The organism is Bacillus sp. FSL W7-1360, assembly GCF_038592975.1.
GTDB classification, from domain to species: domain Bacteria; phylum Bacillota; class Bacilli; order Bacillales; family Bacillaceae_D; genus Shouchella; species Shouchella lonarensis.
This window is the reverse complement of the sequence record NZ_CP151950.1, coordinates 2,588,548-2,610,218: the sequence shown is the minus strand read 5'-3', so window position 1 is coordinate 2,610,218 and position 21,671 is coordinate 2,588,548. Positions and strand designations below refer to the sequence as shown.

At 44.3% G+C, this 21,671-nt stretch carries 23 protein-coding genes; 12 read left to right on the top strand and 11 right to left on the bottom strand.

From position 1 onward, the window contains the following. Window positions 1-78: 78 nt before the first annotated feature. Window positions 79-1,080: a glycosyltransferase family 2 protein gene (locus tag NSQ26_RS13480; RefSeq protein WP_499718539.1), complete on the bottom strand. Its 1,002-nt coding sequence runs from the start codon at window positions 1,078-1,080 to the stop codon at window positions 79-81. 282 nt (window positions 1,081-1,362) lie between these two features. Between NSQ26_RS13480 and nrdI the strand changes: the two genes are divergently transcribed. From nrdI to NSQ26_RS13455, 5 genes are read left to right on the top strand one after another with little or no spacing between them, the layout of a single operon-like run. After that, on the top strand, window positions 1,363-1,749 hold the full coding sequence (gene nrdI / locus NSQ26_RS13475) for a class Ib ribonucleoside-diphosphate reductase assembly flavoprotein NrdI (protein WP_090774785.1): 387 nt from the start codon (window positions 1,363-1,365) through the stop codon (window positions 1,747-1,749). Continuing rightward, on the top strand, window positions 1,712-3,814 hold the full coding sequence (gene nrdE / locus NSQ26_RS13470) for a class 1b ribonucleoside-diphosphate reductase subunit alpha (protein WP_090774784.1): 2,103 nt from the start codon (window positions 1,712-1,714) through the stop codon (window positions 3,812-3,814). Before nrdI ends, nrdE begins: the two co-directional genes overlap by 38 nt. A 57-nt stretch (window positions 3,815-3,871) precedes the next feature. Next, window positions 3,872-4,864 (top strand): class 1b ribonucleoside-diphosphate reductase subunit beta, encoded by a 993-nt coding sequence (nrdF, locus tag NSQ26_RS13465; RefSeq protein ID WP_090774783.1) that lies wholly within the window; start codon window positions 3,872-3,874, stop codon window positions 4,862-4,864. Beyond that, complete coding sequence (locus NSQ26_RS13460) at window positions 4,861-5,484, top strand: hypothetical protein (RefSeq protein WP_499718538.1); 624 nt, start codon at window positions 4,861-4,863, stop codon at window positions 5,482-5,484. The genes nrdF and NSQ26_RS13460 overlap by 4 nt, the downstream gene beginning before the upstream one ends. Before the next feature lie 5 nt (window positions 5,485-5,489). Beyond that, entirely contained in the window at window positions 5,490-6,158 is a 669-nt protein-coding gene (locus NSQ26_RS13455; RefSeq protein ID WP_499718537.1) for a DUF3885 domain-containing protein, read from the top strand. A 171-nt stretch (window positions 6,159-6,329) separates the two neighbouring features. Here NSQ26_RS13455 and NSQ26_RS13450 read toward each other — a convergent pair whose 3' ends face one another. From NSQ26_RS13450 to NSQ26_RS13435, 4 genes are all read right to left on the bottom strand, one after another. Beyond that, a complete protein-coding gene (locus NSQ26_RS13450) occupies window positions 6,330-6,431 on the bottom strand; it encodes a putative holin-like toxin (RefSeq protein WP_499718536.1) in 102 nt (33 codons plus the stop codon). 191 nt (window positions 6,432-6,622) lie between these two features. Next, window positions 6,623-7,168, bottom strand: a complete 546-nt coding sequence (locus NSQ26_RS13445; RefSeq protein ID WP_499718535.1) for a GNAT family N-acetyltransferase — start codon at window positions 7,166-7,168, stop codon at window positions 6,623-6,625. A 39-nt stretch (window positions 7,169-7,207) separates the two neighbouring features. Continuing rightward, window positions 7,208-7,762, bottom strand: a complete 555-nt coding sequence (locus NSQ26_RS13440; RefSeq protein WP_499718534.1) for a GNAT family N-acetyltransferase — start codon at window positions 7,760-7,762, stop codon at window positions 7,208-7,210. A gap of 27 nt (window positions 7,763-7,789) precedes the next feature. Further along, window positions 7,790-8,335: a cysteine hydrolase family protein gene (locus NSQ26_RS13435; protein ID WP_499718533.1), complete on the bottom strand. Its 546-nt coding sequence runs from the start codon at window positions 8,333-8,335 to the stop codon at window positions 7,790-7,792. 109 nt (window positions 8,336-8,444) lie between these two features. On the opposite strand from NSQ26_RS13435, the gene NSQ26_RS13430 reads away from it, so the two are divergent. Continuing rightward, window positions 8,445-8,621, top strand: coding sequence for an SE1832 family protein (locus tag NSQ26_RS13430; protein WP_499718532.1), 177 nt, complete (start codon window positions 8,445-8,447; stop codon window positions 8,619-8,621). 147 nt (window positions 8,622-8,768) lie between these two features. Continuing rightward, window positions 8,769-10,073, top strand: a complete 1,305-nt coding sequence (locus NSQ26_RS13425) for a glycosyl hydrolase family 18 protein (RefSeq protein WP_499718531.1) — start codon at window positions 8,769-8,771, stop codon at window positions 10,071-10,073. A 2-nt stretch (window positions 10,074-10,075) separates the two neighbouring features. Here NSQ26_RS13425 and NSQ26_RS13420 read toward each other — a convergent pair whose 3' ends face one another. The 6 genes from NSQ26_RS13420 to NSQ26_RS13395 all read right to left on the bottom strand — a co-directional run bounded on the left by NSQ26_RS13420 (window position 10,076) and on the right by NSQ26_RS13395 (window position 17,423). Continuing rightward, window positions 10,076-11,077, bottom strand: a complete 1,002-nt coding sequence (locus tag NSQ26_RS13420) for an agmatinase family protein (protein WP_499718530.1) — start codon at window positions 11,075-11,077, stop codon at window positions 10,076-10,078. Further along, window positions 11,068-12,339 carry an imidazolonepropionase gene (gene hutI, locus NSQ26_RS13415; protein WP_499718529.1) on the bottom strand — a complete coding sequence of 424 codons (1,272 nt, stop codon included), beginning with the start codon at window positions 12,337-12,339 and terminating at the stop codon, window positions 11,068-11,070. The genes NSQ26_RS13420 and hutI overlap by 10 nt, the downstream gene beginning before the upstream one ends. Beyond that, window positions 12,336-14,006, bottom strand: a complete 1,671-nt coding sequence (gene hutU, locus NSQ26_RS13410; protein ID WP_499718528.1) for a urocanate hydratase — start codon at window positions 14,004-14,006, stop codon at window positions 12,336-12,338. Before hutU ends, hutI begins: the two co-directional genes overlap by 4 nt. 141 nt (window positions 14,007-14,147) lie before the next feature. Then, window positions 14,148-15,602, bottom strand: coding sequence for a helix-turn-helix domain-containing protein (locus NSQ26_RS13405; RefSeq protein ID WP_499718527.1), 1,455 nt, complete (start codon window positions 15,600-15,602; stop codon window positions 14,148-14,150). 60 nt (window positions 15,603-15,662) lie between these two features. Then, window positions 15,663-16,193 carry a GNAT family N-acetyltransferase gene (locus NSQ26_RS13400; RefSeq protein WP_499720075.1) on the bottom strand — a complete coding sequence of 177 codons (531 nt, stop codon included), beginning with the start codon at window positions 16,191-16,193 and terminating at the stop codon, window positions 15,663-15,665. 384 nt (window positions 16,194-16,577) lie between these two features. Beyond that, a complete protein-coding gene (locus NSQ26_RS13395) occupies window positions 16,578-17,423 on the bottom strand; it encodes an NYN domain-containing protein (protein WP_499718526.1) in 846 nt (281 codons plus the stop codon). A gap of 238 nt (window positions 17,424-17,661) precedes the next feature. On the opposite strand from NSQ26_RS13395, the gene NSQ26_RS13390 reads away from it, so the two are divergent. Genes NSQ26_RS13390 through NSQ26_RS13370 form a run of 5 tightly spaced genes read left to right on the top strand, consistent with a single transcriptional unit; the run spans window position 17,662 to window position 21,556 of the window. Further along, window positions 17,662-18,486, top strand: a complete 825-nt coding sequence (locus NSQ26_RS13390; RefSeq protein WP_499718525.1) for a hypothetical protein — start codon at window positions 17,662-17,664, stop codon at window positions 18,484-18,486. Beyond that, window positions 18,487-19,650, top strand: a complete 1,164-nt coding sequence (locus tag NSQ26_RS13385; RefSeq protein ID WP_499718524.1) for a hypothetical protein — start codon at window positions 18,487-18,489, stop codon at window positions 19,648-19,650. Between the two features lie 28 nt (window positions 19,651-19,678). After that, window positions 19,679-20,059: a GntR family transcriptional regulator gene (locus tag NSQ26_RS13380; protein WP_090774770.1), complete on the top strand. Its 381-nt coding sequence runs from the start codon at window positions 19,679-19,681 to the stop codon at window positions 20,057-20,059. Beyond that, window positions 20,052-20,741, top strand: coding sequence for an ABC transporter ATP-binding protein (locus NSQ26_RS13375; RefSeq protein WP_499718523.1), 690 nt, complete (start codon window positions 20,052-20,054; stop codon window positions 20,739-20,741). Before NSQ26_RS13380 ends, NSQ26_RS13375 begins: the two co-directional genes overlap by 8 nt. Then, window positions 20,738-21,556 carry a hypothetical protein gene (locus NSQ26_RS13370; protein ID WP_499718522.1) on the top strand — a complete coding sequence of 273 codons (819 nt, stop codon included), beginning with the start codon at window positions 20,738-20,740 and terminating at the stop codon, window positions 21,554-21,556. The genes NSQ26_RS13375 and NSQ26_RS13370 overlap by 4 nt, the downstream gene beginning before the upstream one ends. Window positions 21,557-21,671: the final 115 nt, after the last annotated feature.

Sequence of the window (21,671 nt, the reverse complement as noted above, 5' to 3'; positions counted from 1 at the left end):
TTCCCTATGGGAGAATTTCCATTAATTTTTAGCACCTTTTTGACATTCCGAGACAAGAAAGGACACAACCTCCTCTACTCACAACCGCCAGTAATCACGGCTAAAATACGCCGAAAATGAACCCCATCCTCGGAAGAAATGTAAACAAAAAAAGGTCACCATGCACGGGAACAAAGCGCGCCATCCTTTTTTACGTGCAATCCCAACACTAGCGTAAGCATTGACGCCAACGTATAGTGACACCATCAGCAGAAACGCCGCGAATAGATATAAATGAAAAAATGATAAAATCGTGAACAACAACCCAAGCACAAATGCGACAAGCGGTGCCTTTTGCCTGACACCTGAAGCACCTGGTGTCCGCTTATTCGCGATGACCGTCCATTTCCCGTCCCCTAAAGACTTTTCAATTAATGTCCGTAACGTTGGTCGCACAAAATAAGTAGAAGTGATCGTTGTCGATAAAAAAAATCGCTTTCCAGCATCTTTCATTCGTTTATGAAATTCAATGTCTTCATTTCGTTTTAATGTCTCATTAAAAAAACCGACTTCAGCAAAAATCTCACGTTTATAAGCACCATAAGGAACAGTATCGACATACCCTTCCCATGAAGTATTTTTTAATGTCCGAAACTTTGAGTTGCCAACACCAAATGGATGAGCGTACACATACGCATTGATTTCCCCTTGGAAGCTGCGCCCTTTTGAATCAATCACACCACCGACAACATCTGCTTCGGGATGCGCTTCGATCGTCTTTGTGTAGCGTAAAAGGAAGTCATCAGGGATGGCCGTATGACCATCAATCCGCAAAATGTAATCGCCTTGCGCTGCACGAATCCCGATATTCCATCCTGCAGGCAATGTTTGTCGTGGATTTTCAAGTAATTTAATCTGCGGATATGTTGCTTGATAACGCATGACGATCGCTTTCGTTTGATCGGTTGACATGCCGTCAATAACAATTAACTCCATCAAAAACTGCTCACTTTGTTGCTTTAACAATTGTGTCAATAACCCTTCGATATCACGTTCCTCATTGCGCACAACGAGCAACACTGAAAAAAAAGGTTTCTTCATTACTTTCCACCTCACTCACTTCACGCTACTCATCGTAACGTAAACATGCGTAGATGTAAACAAACAGGCTATCCACGATAAATATTTATCCATATTTACATTAAAATAGAAAATCATCTGTCGAAAAAAGAGGATAAATACTTATCCACAAGTCTCATGTCGCACCACATGCAGTATTTAATGCATTTGTGCACAGGTTGGGGATAAAATCAATATATAGACCCCGTTGCGCTTTTGTGGTACTATATGTAGTGTAGACATGACGAAAGGGCTGTGATACTCATGAAGATGATCTTTGCTTCAAAAACGGGGAATGTGCGCCGATTCGTGGACAAGCTTTCCTTTTTAGACTGCCAACCACTGCAGTCCACCCTACAAGTGGACAAGCCTTTTATACTCATTACGTATACAACCGGCTTTGGTGATATTCCACTTGAGGTCCGCCACTTTCTCAAAAACAATCATCATTTCCTTCGTGGCGTCGCCGCAAGCGGAAACCGCATTTGGGGTAATCGCTTTGCGAAAAGCGCGGACACGATCAGTCAAATGTATCATGTGCCTGTCTTGCATAAATTTGAACTAAGTGGCACACCAAATGATGTGGCCATTTTCTCACAGGAGGTTGAAGCCCTTGTCACAAAATCAAGTACCAAAGTGGGTACAGCTTAATAATGAACTGATGATTAAAGCAGATGGTGCTTATCAGTTCGAAAAAGACAAACAAGCTGTACATAGTTATTTTGTTGACCATATTAACCAAAACACCGTGTTCTTCCACGATTTAGAGGAGAAAATCGATTACTTGATCAAGCATGACTACTACGAGTCAGAGCTGCTCGAAAAGTATTCGATGGCAGAGATAAAAGAAGTGATGAACATCGCCTATGAAAAGAAATTCCGTTTTCCTTCTTTTATGAGTGCGTTCAAGTTTTACAATGATTATGCACTAAAAACAAACGACGGACAGAAAATTTTAGAACGGTATGAAGACCGCATCGCCATTGTTGCGCTTTTCTTTGCTGATGGCGATATTAACCATGCCAAAGCGCTCGTTTCCGCAATGATTGCGCAAGAATTCCAGCCGGCAACACCGACTTTTTTAAATGCCGGAAGAAAAAGGCGTGGTGAACTCGTCTCTTGCTTCCTACTTGAAGTAGGCGATTCACTCAATGATATTAGCCGTGCCGTTGATATTTCCATGCAACTGTCTAAACTCGGTGGCGGTGTCTCGCTCAATTTATCGAAGTTACGGGCAAAAGGAGAAGCGATTAAAGACGTGGAGAACGCAACAAAAGGGGTTGTCGGCGTGATGAAGCTGCTTGACAATGCTTTTCGTTATGCCGACCAAATGGGACAGCGTCAAGGATCAGGTGCCGCTTATTTGAATATTTTCCATGCGGACATTCACGACTTTCTCGATACACGAAAAATTTCTGCTGATGAAGACGTGCGTGTCAAAACGCTATCCATTGGCGTTGTCATCCCAGACAAGTTCATTGAACTGGCCCGTGAAGATAAAGATGCTTATCTGTTCTATCCGCATACGGTGTACAAAGCGTATGGCCAGCACTTAGACGAAATGAACTTCGATGAGATGTATGACATATTGGTAGAAGATCCACGCGTTCGAAAAGAGAAAACGAACGCCCGCCGTCTCATGCAAAAGCTCGCTTTACTACGTTCAGAATCAGGCTATCCATATATCGTGTTTGCCGACAATGTCAATCGTGTTCATGCGAATAATCATATTAGCCATGTGAAATTTTCCAACCTTTGTTCAGAAATTTTACAGGCCTCACAAGTATCGACCTACACCGATTACAACGAGCCCGATGACATCGGTTTAGACATTTCTTGTAATCTTGGCTCCATTAACATGATGAACGTCATGCACAACAAATCATTACGACAAACGGTGCGACTAGCGACAGACGCATTAACCCGTGTCTCTGAGTCGACAAACATCACGAATGCCCCCGCGGTTCGGCGCGCGAATAAATTAATGCGCTCCATCGGGCTTGGCGCCATGAACTTACATGGATACCTTGCAAGCGAGCAAATCGCATATGAAAGTGAAGATGCGCGCGACTTCGCCAACACCTTTTTTATGATGATGAACTTCTACTCGCTCGAGCGCTCTGCCGAAATGGCGCGGGACGAAGGTACCACATACTACGGCTACGAAGAAAGCACATATGCCGATGGCACGTATTTTGAGCGCTATTTAACCGAGGATTTCGCACCCACATCCGCCCGCATTGCGGCACTATTTGAAGGCATGCATGTACCGACAAAAGAAGATTGGCGCGACCTAAAAGACTTCGTTGCCAAACATGGCCTGTATCATAGCTACCGTCTTGCCATTGCCCCAACAGGTTCCATCTCTTACGTACAATCGGCCACCGCTAGTGTCATGCCAATTATGGAGCGGATTGAAGAGCGCACATATGGCAACTCAAAGACGTACTACCCGATGCCGGGGCTATCTGAGAAAACATGGTTCTTGTTCAAAGAGGCGTACGACATGGACATGTTTAAAGTCGTTGATATGGTGGCGACGATTCAACAACATGTCGACCAAGGTATTAGTTTTACGTTGTTCTTAAAAGACACGATGACGACCCGCGATTTAAATCGCATTGACTTATATGCCCACCATCGTGGCATTAAAACGATTTACTACGCCCGCACGAAGGACACTGGACAAGACACATGCTTAAGCTGTGTCGTTTAAATAACTATGAGGCGGGAGCACCCAGCTTCCGCCGATGCAGAAGGAGACGAGCACGTGATGGCACATATATACGATGCAGCCAATTGGTCCCAACACGAAGATGATTTTACGCAAATGTTCTATAATCAAAATGTGAAACAATTTTGGCTTCCTGAAGAAGTTTCTTTAAACGGCGACCTACTCACATGGAAGTATTTATCTCCCGCCGAAAAAGATACGTACATGAAAGTTTTGGGCGGCTTAACTTTACTTGATACAGAACAAGGCAATACAGGAATGCCAATTATTGCCGAACACATTAACGGACATCAACGTAAAGCGGTACTAAATTTTATGGCGATGATGGAAAATGCCGTTCATGCGAAATCATACTCGAACATTTTTATGACTTTGGCAGCCACTGAGGAAATCCACGATGTGTTTGAATGGGTCAAACAAAATAAACGTTTGCAGTTTAAAGCAGACCGGATCGTTTCAAAATATAAAGCGATCACACCTGGTGACGACCATTCTCTCTTTTTTGCATTGGTTGCATCTGTCTACTTAGAGAGCTTTTTGTTTTACAGCGGTTTTTATTATCCACTTTATTTTTACGGGCAAGGGAAGTTGATGCAAAGTGGTGAGATTATCAACCTCATTTTGCGTGATGAAGCGATTCATGGTGTGTACGTTGGCCTGCTCGCCCAAGAAGTTTACAACAAACAAACGCCAGAAGTACAACGTACCTGGTACGATAAAGCGATTGCGTTTTTAGAAGAGCTTTATGAAAATGAACTCACTTATACAGAGGAACTTTATGACCCGGTTGGCTTATCTGCCGATGTGAAAAAGTTTATTCGCTACAATGCCAACAAGGCATTAATGAACCTCGGATTTGACGCTCATTTTGAAGAAGAAGAAATTAACCCAATTGTATTGAATGGTTTAGATACGAAAACAAAATCACATGATTTCTTCTCCATGAAAGGCAACGGGTACAAAAAAGCAACGGTTGAGCCGTTGCGCGATGAAGACTTTGTTTTTCCAGAGAAGGAGGCACCTGTGCGATGAACAAGATGGATGAACAAATTGTTGTTGCCCCGCGTAAAAATATTTTTCAAGAAGAAACACTCACTTTCCAAGGAGTCACAAGCAACCAAGCACAAATTGAACCAATTATGGCAGCATTAAGCACCTATTTCGACGAGATGCGCCGCGGTGATGCCGAAGAAAACGAAGCGTACAAACAACCAATTCCTTATGTTGTCATCCGTCGTGGCTCACAAGTTTATTTGTATGAACGACTACAAAAAGGTGGCGAGGCACGGCTCCATAACAAGTTGTCGATTGGTTTTGGTGGTCACATGAATACAGGCAGCGCCAACACATTTCCTGACCTCATTACAGAAAACATGATGCGTGAACTGCAAGAAGAACTGTATATTGAGCGCGATATGATGGAGAACGTAGATACAATCGGTTTGATTAACGATGACGATACCGATGTCGGTCGGGTTCATATCGGCATTTTAACGGTGATCGACGTCGTAAAAGATGCGATCATCTCCATTAAAGAAACCGATCAACTCTCTGGACGGTGGATTTCGATTACCGCATTAAATGAAGATGCAACGTTCAATCGACTTGAACGTTGGTCGCAATATGTAGCGCGGATTTTGCAAAGAAGTTAAGCGCGATGCAGCTACAGTCTTTCTTGGCAATTCATTTTCCTGATCTTATCTTGCGTCCACCGTTATTTTATAACTGGACGCCAAGCTTGCGGTTCGAGATTGGGTCGCCTGCAATCTGTTTCCGTACGCAACAGGAATTGTATATAAACGAAGCATTCAAGCGAGCGAACACGTTGTTTCAACATGTTTTTCAACCAGAAGATGACATCTTGCTCGTCACTACTGTGTACGCGGGTGAAAACAACCGCTATTTACAAAAGAACCCTCTCCATGTGTATGGGAAATATGTGAAAGAACGATCTTTGCTAACGAATTTAACATGTACACGGGTACCAATCCCAGCTGATGACGGTGAAGGAACGTACCCGTGGTTTGTACTTGCCTGTCAAACAAAGCACCTTCGCGCTGCAGCATTGTTAAAAGCCATTCTACATGAAGACTTCCGCCACCACTCTACACTTTTAAAAAGAGATCGTTACAGTGGCTGTGAAGTATATGTGGTCAACGTCACGCAGCAAATGATTTTCCATCTTTATGATGATCGTGGTTGCGACATGATCGCAGCTGACAAAGAAAATCTTCGCTCTCTGTATAAGAACTTCAATCACTGGTTATTAGACTATGATCGGGAGCAAATGGATGAGGTGTTTGCGGATTTGCGAAAGTCGACTTGACGGCTCTCGTACGGCGCGTGTATACTTAAATTAAGTAAAAGCATAAACTAAAAATAACCGCGAGTGCTTGAGAAACACTCACGGCTTTCAGTAACAGGGTTCCCTTTAAGAGGGACGGCCGATTGATAAGGTACTGATAACCACCCTACCGCGTGGCATGCTTAAGGGTGGTTACTCGTTGTTATCGCTATCTTTCTTTTGCGACAAGCTGATGATCGATACAATCAAACCGCCAAATGCTATCATAAGCATAAACGCCTCAAATGTCGTCATCTTGCGACACCCCCTTTCGATAGGGAGTACCGCCCACCCTTAAAGACCCTTTCGTTACTGCACTGTCATTGTAACATGATGTGCCTTCATATGACAGCGCTTTCATTAAAGATGCGCGAGGACAATCAAATTTTTTAAGGATAACCAGCCATCAGCGCTGACAACAACGCCAATGGCTGGTGGTACTTGTGTTACGAACCTTGCAAATACTCCTCCCTCAGTAACCCATAACATTTCGAGTCGATGTACATCCCATCTCTCATAAAGTGTTGCCGCATCAGACCTTCTTCTTTCAATCCGATCTTCTCCATGACACGCCACGAAGCGGGGTTATGAGCAAATGCTCGCGCCATGCATTTATGAAGCTTCAATTCGTTGAAACAATACGCCAACATCGCACGCGCCGCTTCTGTCGCATACCCTTTCCCCCAGTGTGGCTTACCGATCCAATAACCAAGTTCCCCACGGTTGTGGGCGGGCTCGATCCGAACACTCATTGCACCAATACAATCATCTATTCCTTGTTCCGTGATCGCAAACACAACATTATTGCCTTCTTCTACCCGCAGTTGTACAGACCGAATAAAGGTTAATGCTTCTCCTTCTGGATACGGATGGGGGATATTCAACGTCATTTTCGCAATATCCGGATCACTCACATATCGTTCCACACGTGCTGCGTCTGTTTCAGCAAGCGGTCGTAGTATGAGACGTGCTGTTGTTAATGTCGTCGTCATCTCATCTCCTCCACCCTTCTGTATGTCAGTCCAAACAAATTACAACAATGATGACGTCATTTCTTGGAACTCATCTCGCAACAAACCGTAATATTTTGCATCCATGTACACACCATTTTTCTTAATGCCCTGCCGCAATATCCCCTCTTCTTTCATCCCGATTTTTTCCATGATCCGCCATGAAGCTGGGTTATGAAGAAAAGCAACCGCCATACATTTATTAAGCCCACATTCATTGAAACAATGCGCCATCACCGCACGCGCTGCTTCTGTCCCGTATCCTTTTCTCCAGTATGGTTTTGCGATCCAATAACCGAGTTCCCCACGGTTATGCGCAGTTGCTAAACTGACACTGATAATCCCTATACAATCACCTACACCTTTTTCTGTCATAGCGAAAAAGAGAGCGCTGCCTTCCTCCACCTGCTGTTGTGCCGACTGAATAAAGGTTAACGCACCTCCTTCTGGATAAGGGTGCGGGATATTGAGCGCTGTTTTCGCCACATCGGGGTCGCTCGCATATCGTTCTACAAGTGGGGCATCTGTTTCAGAAAATGGTCTTAATACGAGACGTTCTGTTGTTAATGTTGTCATCCTAGTTTCCCCACTCTCTCCCTTAAATTAGCGTATCTCAGCACCAAGCACATCTTTAAAGTGGCGTAATGCCCATTCATGACCGGCAGGATCAAAACTGGCAACTGCGTCTTTGTAAATGACTAGTTTATACCCAAGTGAATAAGCGTAAATGGCTGTGTGTAATACACAAATATCAGTAACATCGCCTGTCAAATGCACTTCTGTGACCCCGTTCTCACGCAACAACAAGTCCAAATTCGTGCCAACAAACGCAGAATAACGTGTTTTATCAAGCCAGTGTACGTGATTTTTGTCTTTGATTTGATCATAAAGTGTGCCAACTTCACCGAATAGCGCACGTCCCTTAGTACCACGAATATTGTGGGGTGGAAACAACTTCGCCTCCGGGTGATTTGCATCATTTTTCTCGTGGACATCAGTCGCAAACACAATCATCGCTTTTGCTGCATCAAACTCACGTATACGCGATACAATCGCTTGTTCAATCGCTCGACCCGGCTCACCAACAGGTAACGCGCCGTCTTCAGCAATAAAATCATTCGTATAATCAATCACGAGCAGCGCTTTCATCTTCGTCACCTCTTTTTCTTTCCATGTATATTACCATCATTTCGACTACACGGCTATACAAAAGACACATTTTTTGCTATGGTTCTTAAAAAGGGGCTGAACTCGTACAATGGAACAAAAACTTGCTGAATTAAAAAGTGATTTCGTCCGCCTCCAAGGCGATATTGAAAAGATTGAATCGATCGGCGGCGATGTGACGCAATCAGTGAAACAACTCGACGCATTAGAGAAAGAAATTGCGGTTGTAAGGGCCGAGCTAGCAAAAGCGAGAAACCGGAATGATTAATTTCCGGCTTCTCTCTTTGATGTTTATCTGACTCTGACAGATCACCTCGCTAACCCATCACGCATACGATACTAGAGGTTAGGAGTCGGAAAATCCGATCTCCGGCTGCTGAATTCCGTACTCCGGAAAAACAGGAGGTGACAAAGGATGCAACTCCACGTTATCCAGCCAAATGAAACACTCTCTGGCATCGCGCAAGCGTACGACACCACCATTCCCACTATCACAACAGCCAATCAACTAGATGAAAATGACGCGCTCGTCGTCGGACAAACGCTCGTCATCCCAATTATTGGACGCTTTTATTGGGTGGAACCGGGCGATACATGGGAAACGATCGCGAGACGTTATCATCTAAGTGCAAGCGATATCGCTGCCTTCAATCAAATGAGCCTCGCTATACCGCCCCCAGTCGGTACCCGGCTCCACTTGCCAGCAGCGGAAAAAATAGAGATTGAAGCCAATGCTTACCTGGAACCAATGGGAGGCGTTGTGAACCCACACTTACAAGCCGCAGCCGCAGAGGCGAGCCCCTTCCTTACTTATTTAGCGCCTTTTAGTTACCACATCAACGCCGACGGTACACTCACACTCGTTCCCCTCGATCCATTGCCTGCAATCGCAAGTGAGCACGGCACATCACTGATGATGGTCGTGACCAACTTAGAAGAAGGGGCGTTTAGTGGGGCGCTTGGGCAAGCGATTCTCTCCGATGAGACAAAACAAGATGCATTGCTCGATGCGATTTTAGCAGAAGTGGCTCGCGTTGGACATTTTACCGACGTTCATTTTGATTTCGAATTCCTCCCCCCTGAGGAGCGCGAAAATTATAATCAGTTTTTACGAAAAGCGGTTGATCGCCTGCACCCCGCTGGACTGCTCGTTTCCACCGCGCTCGCACCAAAGACGAGTGCCGAGCAAGTCGGACAATGGTACGAAGCCCACGACTACCGTGCCCATGGTGACATTGTTGATTTCGTCGTGCTCATGACGTACGAATGGGGCTATTCCGGTGGACCGGCAATGGCTGTATCGCCGATTGGTCCAGTGAGCGAAGTCGTCGACTACGCATTAACAGAAATGCCAGCACAAAAAATTATGCTCGGGCAAAATTTATACGGCTATGACTGGACACTGCCATTCGAACCAGGGGGTGAGTATGCCCGCGCCATTAGCCCGCAGCAAGCAATCGACCTTGCCCGTACCCACAATGTCCCAATTCAATACGATGAAACCGCACAAGCACCGTTCTTTTTCTATACAGACGACCAAAACAATGAACACGAAGTTTGGTTCGAAGACGGACGCTCGATCCAAGCAAAATTCGATTTGATTAAAGAACGTGGTTTACGCGGGATTAGTTACTGGAAGTTAGGGCTTGATTTTCCGCAAAACTGGCTGCTTTTAAACGATCAATTTACAATCCGAAAACACACACGAACGCGGCGCTAACATCATGCGCCGCTTGTTCGTTTATATAAACCAACGAGTGCGTTCAACCATGTGTGCACGGCAATTTTCACGGTTGCATCATGCACGTCTTTGCGTGGGTCAAGGCAAACAATATCAAGCGCTGCCACTTTCGGGTGGGCACCGAGCTGCAAAACGGCATCGAGCAATTCATCTGTGTACATACCACCCGGCGTTGAGGCAGGTACACCAGGGGCATGGCTAATATCAAGGACATCCATATCGACTGTCACATAAATGTCGTCGACTTCTGTTGCGAGTGCTGCTAGTGCATCGGCGATCGTCGCTGCTAAGCCACGTTTACGTGTTTGCTTCATCGTATAGTAATGAATCCCGTGTCTGTCTGCGACTTCTTTTAACTGCTCACCGTTAAAAAAGCCATGTAAACCGATGGTGTAGACATGCTGCCCCGAAACGACACCTTCTTCAACCAATTGCCTGATCGGTGTTCCGTTTGCTTTCCCTAGTTCCGCCGGATCACGTAAATCAAAATGCGTATCTAATTGGATGATGCCGATTTTTTTACTTGGTTCAGCTTTCTGCATTCCCCGCACCACACATGCAGTAATCGAATGATCACCACCGATCGTTGTCAAAAGTGGTTCCGGATAGTGCGTCCGTAAAAAGCGCGCCGTTTGCTCAATCGCTTCATGCGTCACCGCCGAATCCGTCACATGCTCGATCACATCACCGACATCGACGACACGTAACCCCGCAAGATTGACATCCTCATCGATGTTATATGTCGCAAATCCACGCCATAAGCGCCGGAATGCCAGTGGATGTTCAGATGCCGCCGACGCACTAATGGACGTACGTGACAACGGCACCCCCCACACGAGCACATCAACCTGCTCTTCGCACGCCGGAAGCGCTTCTCCAGCTACTTCAACCCACTCGGATACAAAGCGAGGAGCCGCGTCTCCAGTAGGACGCTGCCACGAGAAAGGTGCACACCTTAATTCGGCTGGGCGTCTCACGCGCATCCACCTCGTTGATAAACGACCTTACCCGCTTTCATTACTGTATCGGTATGATTCATCCCGTAGTGATACACAAGCTGACGGTAATCAGGGATATCATGAACAACAATATCTGCTTGTTTGCCGACTTCAATACTACCCACACGCGTTGCTTGGTCAATCGCATGCGCCGCATTGATTGTCACGGCCGTTAACGCCTCTGCTGGCGTCATCCCCATATTTAAACAAGCTAAGCTTAAAATCAGTCCTGTTGATACTGTCGGTGAAGAACCTGGATTACAATCAGTTGACAACGCCACTGGCACGCCAGCGTCAACCATCTTCCGACCATCGGCCGCGTCTGTCATTAAAAAGAACGCCGTCCCCGGTAACAATACGCCAACCACTTTTTTCTCGGCCATCGCTTGAATACCCGCATCAGAAATGCGGAGCAGGTGATCCGCTGACACCGCACCAACTTGCGCCGCGAGCTCTGCCCCTTCATATGGCTCGATCTCATCGGCATGAATTTTCGCTTTTAAGCCATGCGCTTGCCCTACTTTTAGCACACGTTCTGCTTGAGCAGGTGTAAACACACCGCGCTCACAAAATACGTCGTTAAATGTTGCTAAACCGAGCCGCGCCACTTCGGGAATCATCTTTTCACACACAATATCAACAAACGCATCTTCATTCCCTTTATACTCAGCCGGTACTGCATGCGCGCCCATGAATGTGTGTACGATATCAAGTGGGTGATCACGATTGAGCGCATGCGCAACTTCTAACTGTCGCTTTTCCACTTCCCAATCTAGCCCGTAACCACTTTTCGCTTCCACCGTTGTCACACCATACTGCATAAACTGATTCAAGCGCCGTTTGCTTTGGCTATACAATTCCTCAAATGAAGCTGCCCGCGTCGCCCGCGTTGTCGCATGAATCCCGCCACCGGCATTCATAATTGCCATGTAACTTTCTCCTTGCAAACGCATCGCAAACTCTTGCTCGCGACTACCTGCGTACACAAGATGCGTATGTGGCTCGACAAAGCCAGGCGTGACCACTTTCCCTGTGGCATCAATGACTTCCGCTGACGCAACCTCTTCCGGGAAAGCAGCCAGCAATGCCTCATGTGTATCCACACCAATAATTTCATCATCACGTAGCAACACATTCGCATCCGTCCGCACGTCAATCTCACTCATCTCTGTACCGACTTTAGGCGTATCACTCGCGCCAGCCATCGTAATGACTTGATTTGCTCCTTTAATATAACGATACGTCATTTTGCATCCTCCTTCTCTAACATTGGCATATCCATCCCCGTTCGTCTCGCTGTCTCTTGTGCCAGCTCATATCCGGCATCCGCATGACGCACAACGCCCATACCAGGATCCGTTGTCAGCACACGTTCAAGTCGTTTTTCTGCTTCTTTTGTTCCATCGGCAACAATGACCATGCCCGAGTGGAGCGAGTAACCCATACCGACACCGCCACCGTGATGCAACGACACCCAGCTTGCCCCACCAACACTATTGATCAACGCATTCAAAATCGGCCAGTCTGCCACTGCGTCACTTCCATCTTTCATCGCTTCTGTTTCGCGGTTTGGTGAAGCAACAGAGCCGGAATCAAGGTGATCACGACCAATGACAATCGGTGCTTTTAATTCTCCAGCTGCAACCATATCATTTAAACGCTTCCCAAAACGGGCGCGATCACCGTAGCCTAACCAACAAATACGAGATGGCAAACCTTGGAACGCAATTTTCTCTTGCGCCATCCGAATCCATTTGCACAATCCTTCATTATCCGCAAACATCTCCAAAATTGCTTCATCTGTTTTGCGAATATCTTCTGGATCCCCAGACAACGCGACCCAGCGGAACGGCCCTTTCCCTTCACAAAATTGTGGACGAATATACGCGGGGACAAAGCCAGGAAAAGCAAACGCATCTTTTACCCCTTCATCGAGGGCAACTTGGCGAATATTGTTACCATAGTCAAAAGTGATTGCACCTTTTTCTTGCATCACAAGCATGGCTTTTACATGGGTTGCCATGCTTTGCTTCGCTTTGGCAATGAGCACATCCGGCTCATGTTTCCGAGCCGCTGCGGCCTCCGTAAGTGTCATTCCCACAGGAAGGTAACCATTTAATGGATCGTGCGCCGACGTTTGGTCCGTTAATACATCTGGCTGGAAACCGACATCAATCATTTGCGGCAATATCTCGGCTGCATTGCCAAGCAAACCAATGGATAACGGGCGCCCTGCTGCTTTTGCCGCCTCTGCTTTTTCAATCGCATCAGCTAATGTATACACTTTGCAATCTAAATACTTTGTTTCAATGCGACGGTCCATCCGCTCCTCGTCCACCTCAATTGCAATGCACACGCCTTCATTCATTGTCACCGCTAGCGGTTGCGCACCGCCCATACCACCGAGACCGGCAGTGACGGTAATCGTCCCGGATAATGAGCCGTTAAAATGCTGGCGCCCGAGCTCCGCGAATGTCTCATACGTCCCTTGGACAATGCCTTGACTACCAATATAAATCCAGCTTCCTGCCGTCATTTGCCCGTACATCATCAGCCCTTTTTGATCAAGCTCATGAAAATGGTCCCAATTCGCCCAAGCTGGTACTAAATTTGAGTTCGCCAAAAGTACACGTGGCGCATCTGCATGTGTTTTAAATACGACAACAGGCTTCCCTGATTGCACAAGCAACGTTTCATCGTTTTCAAGTCGCTTCAATGTCTCTACAATCGCTTCATAGCTCTCCCAGTTTCGTGCCGCTTTCCCGATGCCACCATAAACGACCAAATCGGCTGGATTTTCCGCGACATCGTCCTGCAAATTATTGGCTAACATCCGTAACGCTGCCTCTTGGACCCAGCCTTTCGTGTTTAGTTCACTTCCTTTATACAATGTCACTTTCTTTTTTGTGGTCATAAAAAAATCCCCTCCTCCTATATGTTAGCTTTAGTATAGAAGAAGGGGGATGACCCGCATAGACGGTTCCTATTTTGATTTTGATGATTCATTTCGCCCATTCTAATTACAATAATAATACAGTAGCACTCTATATCGTAATTAGCATTTTAATTTGATCCTCTGTTGTTGCCGAAATGCACTTGGGGTCAAACCGACTTCTTTCTTAAAAATCCGACTTAAATAGTTTGCCTCTTTTAAACCGCTACGTAAAGCAACTTCACGAATAGAACACGGTTCATTCGCCAACAGTTCCTTCGCTTTTTCAATCCGACGTTGAACGACCAGGTCACGAAAAGACTGCCGATTTGCTGAGAGGAGAGCACTCAAATAACTCGGGTTGCGCCCGACATACTGAGCCACATCTTTTAACGACAGGTCACTTTGCGTATACGACCGATCAATAAATGCAACCGCTTGCTCGATCACATCTGTCATCGATGGCTTTTCTGCTTGCGCTTCCAGTAGTTGTGAAATAAATAAAATAAACGCTTGTACAATCCTCGATAAAACCTTCCCATGCAAAATATGCTCAAACATTTCATGGTAAGCCCGTTCTAACCGTGCTTCGTCCATGCGTTGTTGGATCATAAACCGTCGAACTTGCGCGAGCACGCTTGTCAGTTGAATACGCACTAGCTCTGGATGAATATCTCCGTCAGAGGACGGCAGAAACGTTTCATACAACCATGCTTTGATCGGGGCTAACGCACCTTCGTCAAGCATTTCAACCCATTCTCGTTGCGCTTCAGCTGATAACAATGGGTCAATCTTACGAAACTTAAGTGTTCTCCTTACAGAAATGACTTGCTGAAAGCCTTGATAAAACGTTTGCATGTAATGCGCTTTCGCTTGCACATACATTTCATCCAATGACGTGCCTTCAGGTGGATCTTCATAAAGAATGACACTTAGTTGTGACTGATGGCACTGTCCCCAATCAAACACAAATCGTTGTCCCAATTGATCCAATGGCGCCACAGGTTTATCAGGAAATAACAACACGACATGATCTTGTTGCGCAATCACCGTTGCCAATGCGCCTTCTCCATATTGACGCAAAAAAGCAACAATCCGATCCACATCGCCATGATCTGTTGATAATAATAACAATGCATGCACTGGCAGTGCATCTTTTTTAAACACATCATCTTTTTCGATGACACGTGCATGTACAGGCTGCTTTTGACGTGCCACCTCCTGTAACTGATGGAATCTCCGCTGAAATTGCTCAAATGACAGCGGCTTGATAAACAAATCAATTGCTTGAATATCTAACGCGCGCATCGCAGTTGCATATGTTGCTTCCGCAGATAGTGCCAATACAATTGGCTCGTAATGCGCAAGCACCTTTTTCACATGAGACCAATCATCTGAAGACAGCATATCAAACTCTAAACATACGATTGTCGGTTGCTCATTTTCTAACAATGATAAAAGCGATGCGACATCACCAGCTTCGTGCACAGATTGACACACGAGTGGTGAGCGCCCAAACAACCACTTTAAACCTGATCTTTCTAATGGATCGCGATCCGCAATTAAAACAGTATGCATATCCCACCTTCCTTTCTTTAGTCGTCAAAAATCAGATTAGGAAACGCGCGACACTGACTTTTACAACCATTCTTCCCGTAATACCCCATAACGAATTGAGTCATAATATACACCATTGTAAAAACGGCATTTCCGCATCCGGCCTTCCAGCGTCATCCCAAGTTTTTCCCCTACACGCATCATCGGTTTATTGCCAGACCACGTTGTAAACCCGACCCGTTCCACCACCGGTACTGCTTTAAATACATAGTCAATCCATGCACGCAAGGCACGTAACCCAATGCCACTTCCACGATTAACTGGATCATAAATCAAAATGCCTGTTTCCAGCCACCGAGAAGGCTCATATTCCCAGTAGTAAGAAACACCACCTATAAGCACATTATCGACAAAAATACCGTAGAAATTGTCTTGATCAACAAATTTTTCTTTCTTTTCCAGTAGTTGTTCATAAGACATCGTACGATGGGGAAAGTATGGCGCGTCCCACTGTTTCCACTCAGGTGCTTCTTCTTTGTATTCAAGTTCCCAAAAGCGTTTTAAATCATCAGACATCAATTTCCGTAAATACAATCGTTCATCAACAACAATCACAAACATTCCCCTCTCCACAGGTCCCCATTCGCACACTTTTTACGCCTTTGATTCTCTTATCCTAGACGCACTAGCACGTAATCGCTTTCAAGAGAACATACACGAAAGAGAGGTGAGGACGTTTTTCCCCCACTCTAACAATACATAGAAAAGGTCAAGGTATTTCCTTGGCCTTATAACGAATTTGTCTAACGCATTCATTTTTTAGCGAATAGTAGCGAATAGGTTACTTACCTATATCATAAAGAAAGACATAACAACAAGTCAACCCTTAAAATTCGACAATACGAGAATAAAAAAAGATGCCACACAAAAAAGTCTACATACATAAGGTGTTCTCCACCCGTTTCTTGTTGGAAAACACCTTATGTGATCATCAACTTAGACGTTCTGTAAGGGCGCGATCCATGCACGTCCTAATTCCGTCAGTGCCAAACTCGGTTTCACATCACCATTTCGTAACTCTTTATTTTCCGTTCCAATGAGCCGCTCAACTTTCAATAAATCAATGAGCTCACTCGCAGCATTGGCAGGCATCGCAAATTTAAGAGAAAATTGATTCCGAAGCCACGGTGCACCTAAGTACAATTCGTTCCCTGCACCAAAACGACTTTCCCACTCTTCAATAAAACGAAGCGCTTCCATTTTATAAGCAGTTAAATCATATTCTTTGACCTCAAGCTGTAAAAATTCCCTTAAATCCTCGCTGTAATGGGAGTAATTTGTTATATCTGTATGCTTTGGTGCTGCTTCAGATAAATAATATAGCTCGACCCGTTTTCCTTTAAACATCAATCGACTCATAATTGGCACCATATCACTATCAGCTGTCACAAATACATAACAAGAAATATTCTCATCTTTATACGTACTCTCAATGGCATCAATACAAAGCTCAATGTCAGATGAGTTTTTACGAGAGTCGCCTTCCTTGTCATTAGAGTATACATGACGAATCTGTACCCGCTGTTTCTGTAAATCAGTTAAATTTGAACGAATCCGCTGAAAGTCCGCATAAGCCCGAAACGCGCGCACTTGATCTTGTCCATAACGTTCCCACAAGCGATAAAATAAATTCTTTTCTAGTTCTTCATGATTCGGATTATGATTATAGCGATTCATCAACGTCCAGTACACATTATCATAGTCAAGAAAAATTGCGACATTCCGATGTTCTGATGTCCTAAACGTAACCTCCTTATGCATTCCATGTCCTTGATTCACCATTGAACCGCCTCCCTAACACAAGATAAAGTCTCCTTACTATATATTCTACGACAAAAAACTAAAAAACCCTATGTGATGTTGTAGAATTTCTAAAAAAAATATATTTGACGTCTTTCATTTCCACGTTTTATCATTTTTATTTAAAAAAAGGTTGACATGACGTCTGTATGAACTTTATAATACAGATTATCGTGTATGAATCGTTTAATACATACATTTTGTGATAGAGGTGATCTTTTTGTCCTATTTTAAACTTGTTCATTTCGAATTAAGTCGTGTTTGGAAAATATATGTCGGTCTTATTGGGCTCGTACTCATTGGACAATTGAGCGCGATCTGGTTTGGCGCAAATCAGTTTATGAAAGAACTTACACAGTTTGCACGAGAAAAAAGCATTAGCTTGAAAGCCGCAAGCACACACGAAGAATTTTATATGAATAGTCCAAATGGATTTCTACGTGAACCATGGTTTTACTACCCAATTATGGCCTCCATTGCTGTTTTGCTTCTTTATATGATTTTAATTTGGTACCGGGATTGGTTTGGTAAACACGCCTTCATTCATCGGCTTCTGCTCCTACCGACAACGCGCGCACCGATCTATTTTGCGAAGTTATCGACGATCATGCTCCTTGTTTTCGGACTGTTGGCATTGCAAATTGTCATTTTCTTTATTGGTGCAAAAATGATCGCTGTGATGGTTCCAGAAACCCTGTATGATACTGTGTCTTTAGCAAGTTTTACTGAAGAAGGCGTTTTCCCATTGTTATTACCAGCAGAAGCCCTCCTCTTTTTCGCTTATTATACCCTTGGGTTCACTTTCGTCACCGTTGTTTTTAGTATCATTTTGTTCGAACGGTGTTTTCGTTTAAAAGGCTTTTTCTTTGGCGCCATCCTGGCAGTTTGTTTCGTCTTCTTACACGTTGCACCTTACGCAGTGGCAAATCAGTTTTCCTTGTATCCTTCAGAATCTGTATTGATCCACCTAGGTGTGACGATCTTCACATTAATTTTTTATACACCACTCAATCTCTATCTTTTGAAAAGGAAGGTGACGGTATAGATGAAACCTTTTGCATTGAAACGCTACTGGCCGAGTTTTCTTCTCGTTGCCTTTGCTTCAATTGTCATTACAATTTTATATGTCACAGTGAGCGACAAGCAAGTGCTTGACGCGAAGAAACTACAATTTGAAACAGTTGCTGGAGATAACAGCCTGCTGAAAGACCTTCAGCTAAACGTGGAATCACACGAAGATACTAGTAACGGTACAATCGCTTTTAACGACGGTACACTCACTTTTTCAGAGAATCCTATTTCTTGGCAAGAAAAATTAGACCAGCAATACGATTCGCACATGCAATCACTGCAAAACCGTTATCGCAACTTCATGCGCCCTTTCCAGTATGGAGGAGCCAATGCGACACCTCTTGAAACAGATGATGCGGTAGTTATTGCTAACATAACAGAAGCATGGTTTGATGAATTTGATAACAGCAGTGCACAAATTGACTTGGCTTTGCTACAAAAAGAGACTGAGGCAGAGACACATTTTTCAGTGACCGTTGATTTACCTGGTGATACCAGTCTTTCGTATGTCCAAAACTTAGAGATGGTAAACAACCATCTTTACGCTATCTTAGATGTATACGACCATCAAACAGACATGAACAGTAACGTCTTATTAAATATTGACATGGATAAACAAGTGCTTACTTCCTCGACAACAATGTTAGATGACATCGCGGAAACACAAGGAACAGACAGTTACATTTCGTTACATGGGCTTTCACCTACCCCGACACCAACTGCCTGGTTTTTGATTGAACAGGAAGGAACAAGTCGTATTGCAGGTTATGACGCCACCGCAAACACATCGTTCTTTCTAGAACAAGAAGGAAAGAACGGCATTATTGACCGCCTTCTCACCTTTAACGACATGCTCTATGCCATCTCAACAGAGGATCAATTCGAAGTAAATGTGTACAACATCGTGGATAAAACATTTCATGGAAACATCACAACCGACATTACACTTCCAGATGAATATTATGCGGACTTCCTCATCAAAGATGGATTGATGTATGTATTAAATATTGATCATTCGTACGCTGGGATCGGCAATCTATATGTGATCGATGTCAATACAGGCGCCGTGCGCTACCACGGAAAACTCTCAAATGTGTCTTCGGGCTTGTACATTACTTTTGGAGAAGACGAACTATAGTCACATACAAGACAGGAAGGAGATCAAGATGAGCATATCATTCAACACAAGAGAGCCTGTATATGTGCAAGTCATTCGCCACTTCAAAGAGCAAATTGCCACGGGACAACTTCAAGCCGGACAAGAAATTCCCTCGCGGCGCGAACTTGGAGCCACATTAAAAATTAATCCAAATACTGCCCAGCGTGCGTACAAAGAAATGGAGGAGCAACAGTTGATTTATACAGAGCGTAATCGTCCGAGCCGGGTCACAGAGGACGAGCGTGTGTTACATGCTGTCAGACAAGAGCTCATTGAAGAAGCAATCGACGCTTTTATCGCCTCCATCCGTCCCATTCAAGTACCGTTTAATGAATTAATGAATATGACGAAAGAACGCTATTACAAGGAGGATACATCTCATGATTGAAGTGAAAAACGTCTCAAAGAAATACGGTCGGAAAAAAGTACTTCATGACGTTTCCTTCACCGCAAATCCCGGGGAAATGACGTGTCTCATTGGGATTAACGGTGTTGGTAAAACAACGATGTTGAAAATCATTACCAACTTAACACCAAAAAGTAGTGGCACCATCACAATTGACGGACAACCATTACAAGCTAAAAGTTATGAAGTCATTACGTTCATTCCAGATGCGATTCCGATGCCACCTTCAATGACGATTGATCAAGCGATCACCTTCATGCGTGATTTTTATAAAAGTTGGAATGATACTCGTGCAAATGAGTTGCTGACATTTTTTAAATTAGACCGCCAAACGAAGATTTCTGATCTCTCAAAAGGAAATACAGCAAAAGTAAACTTGTTACTCGGTTTATCACTTGATGTAAAATATATTTTAATGGATGAACCGTTTTCTGGGATTGACATTTTTAGCCGTGAACAAATTTCTAACTTATTTTCTAGTGGCTTCCTAGAAGATCGTGGTGTTATTATTACGACACATGAAATTAAAGACATTGAACATTTAATTGACAAAGTGATCTTTCTTGATGACGGTCGTGTGTTGAAAACATTTGATACAGAGGAAATGCGTATTTCTGAAGGCAAGTCGATTGAGGATGTGATGCGCGAGGTTTATTTACCATGATGACGTATTTAAGGCTGACTCACTTCGAACTGCGCCGCTTCTTGCCTACTTATGTTGGGCTGCTCTTGTTTCTACTTGCCGGACAACTCCTCGTTGTTTTCCGTAACCAACAAATTGAGTTAGGTGGTATAGCGGCGTTTATAAAAGAAGGTAAAACAGTTGATCACTTCCTTGCCGAACACGGACCTTTCACAATGGCTCCAGTCGGTTTATCCATCATCTACCAAGGCGCATTCATCATCGTGTTGACAATCATTACACTCTATTCCTTATTTATTTGGTATCGCGACTGGTATGGGAAAAACACAATCATTTATCGCTTACTTACATTGCCCCACGCCCGACTAAGCTTATTTTGGGCGAAATTCACAACGATTGCGCTTTTGTGGCTTGGAGCGATCACGTGGCAAATCTCAATTATTCCAATTCAACAATTATTTTACGAAATGCGATTTCCAACTGAAGCAGTTACGTCTGTCCCGATATACAGTGTGCTAAAAAATATCAATCCATCATTGTTTATTCATCCCGCTAATACGGTAGAGATGATCACACTTTTTCAAGGAGGCATTCTGTTCTTGCTAACATTGTTTACAATGATTGTCATTGAACGTGCTTATCATTTTACAGGCATTGTTCCCGCAATTATTTACGGCGTATGTATCTATGCCATCACGACATTCCCGTCTCAATGGTTCCAAAGCTATATGTATCCTTCAGAACGTTTCTTTCTGGACAGTACTATTTTTCTTCTTGTCATGGCAATGAATCTACTCATTGCACATCGATTGATGAAAACACGAATTACAGTTTAAGCGCAAGGGAAAAGAGGCTTCACCACCCGGAGGACATTCACTTACATATGATAGGTGGATGTCCTTATTTTTTTAGAGAAATAACACTTACGGTTCCCTAAAGCATTTTCTTCGC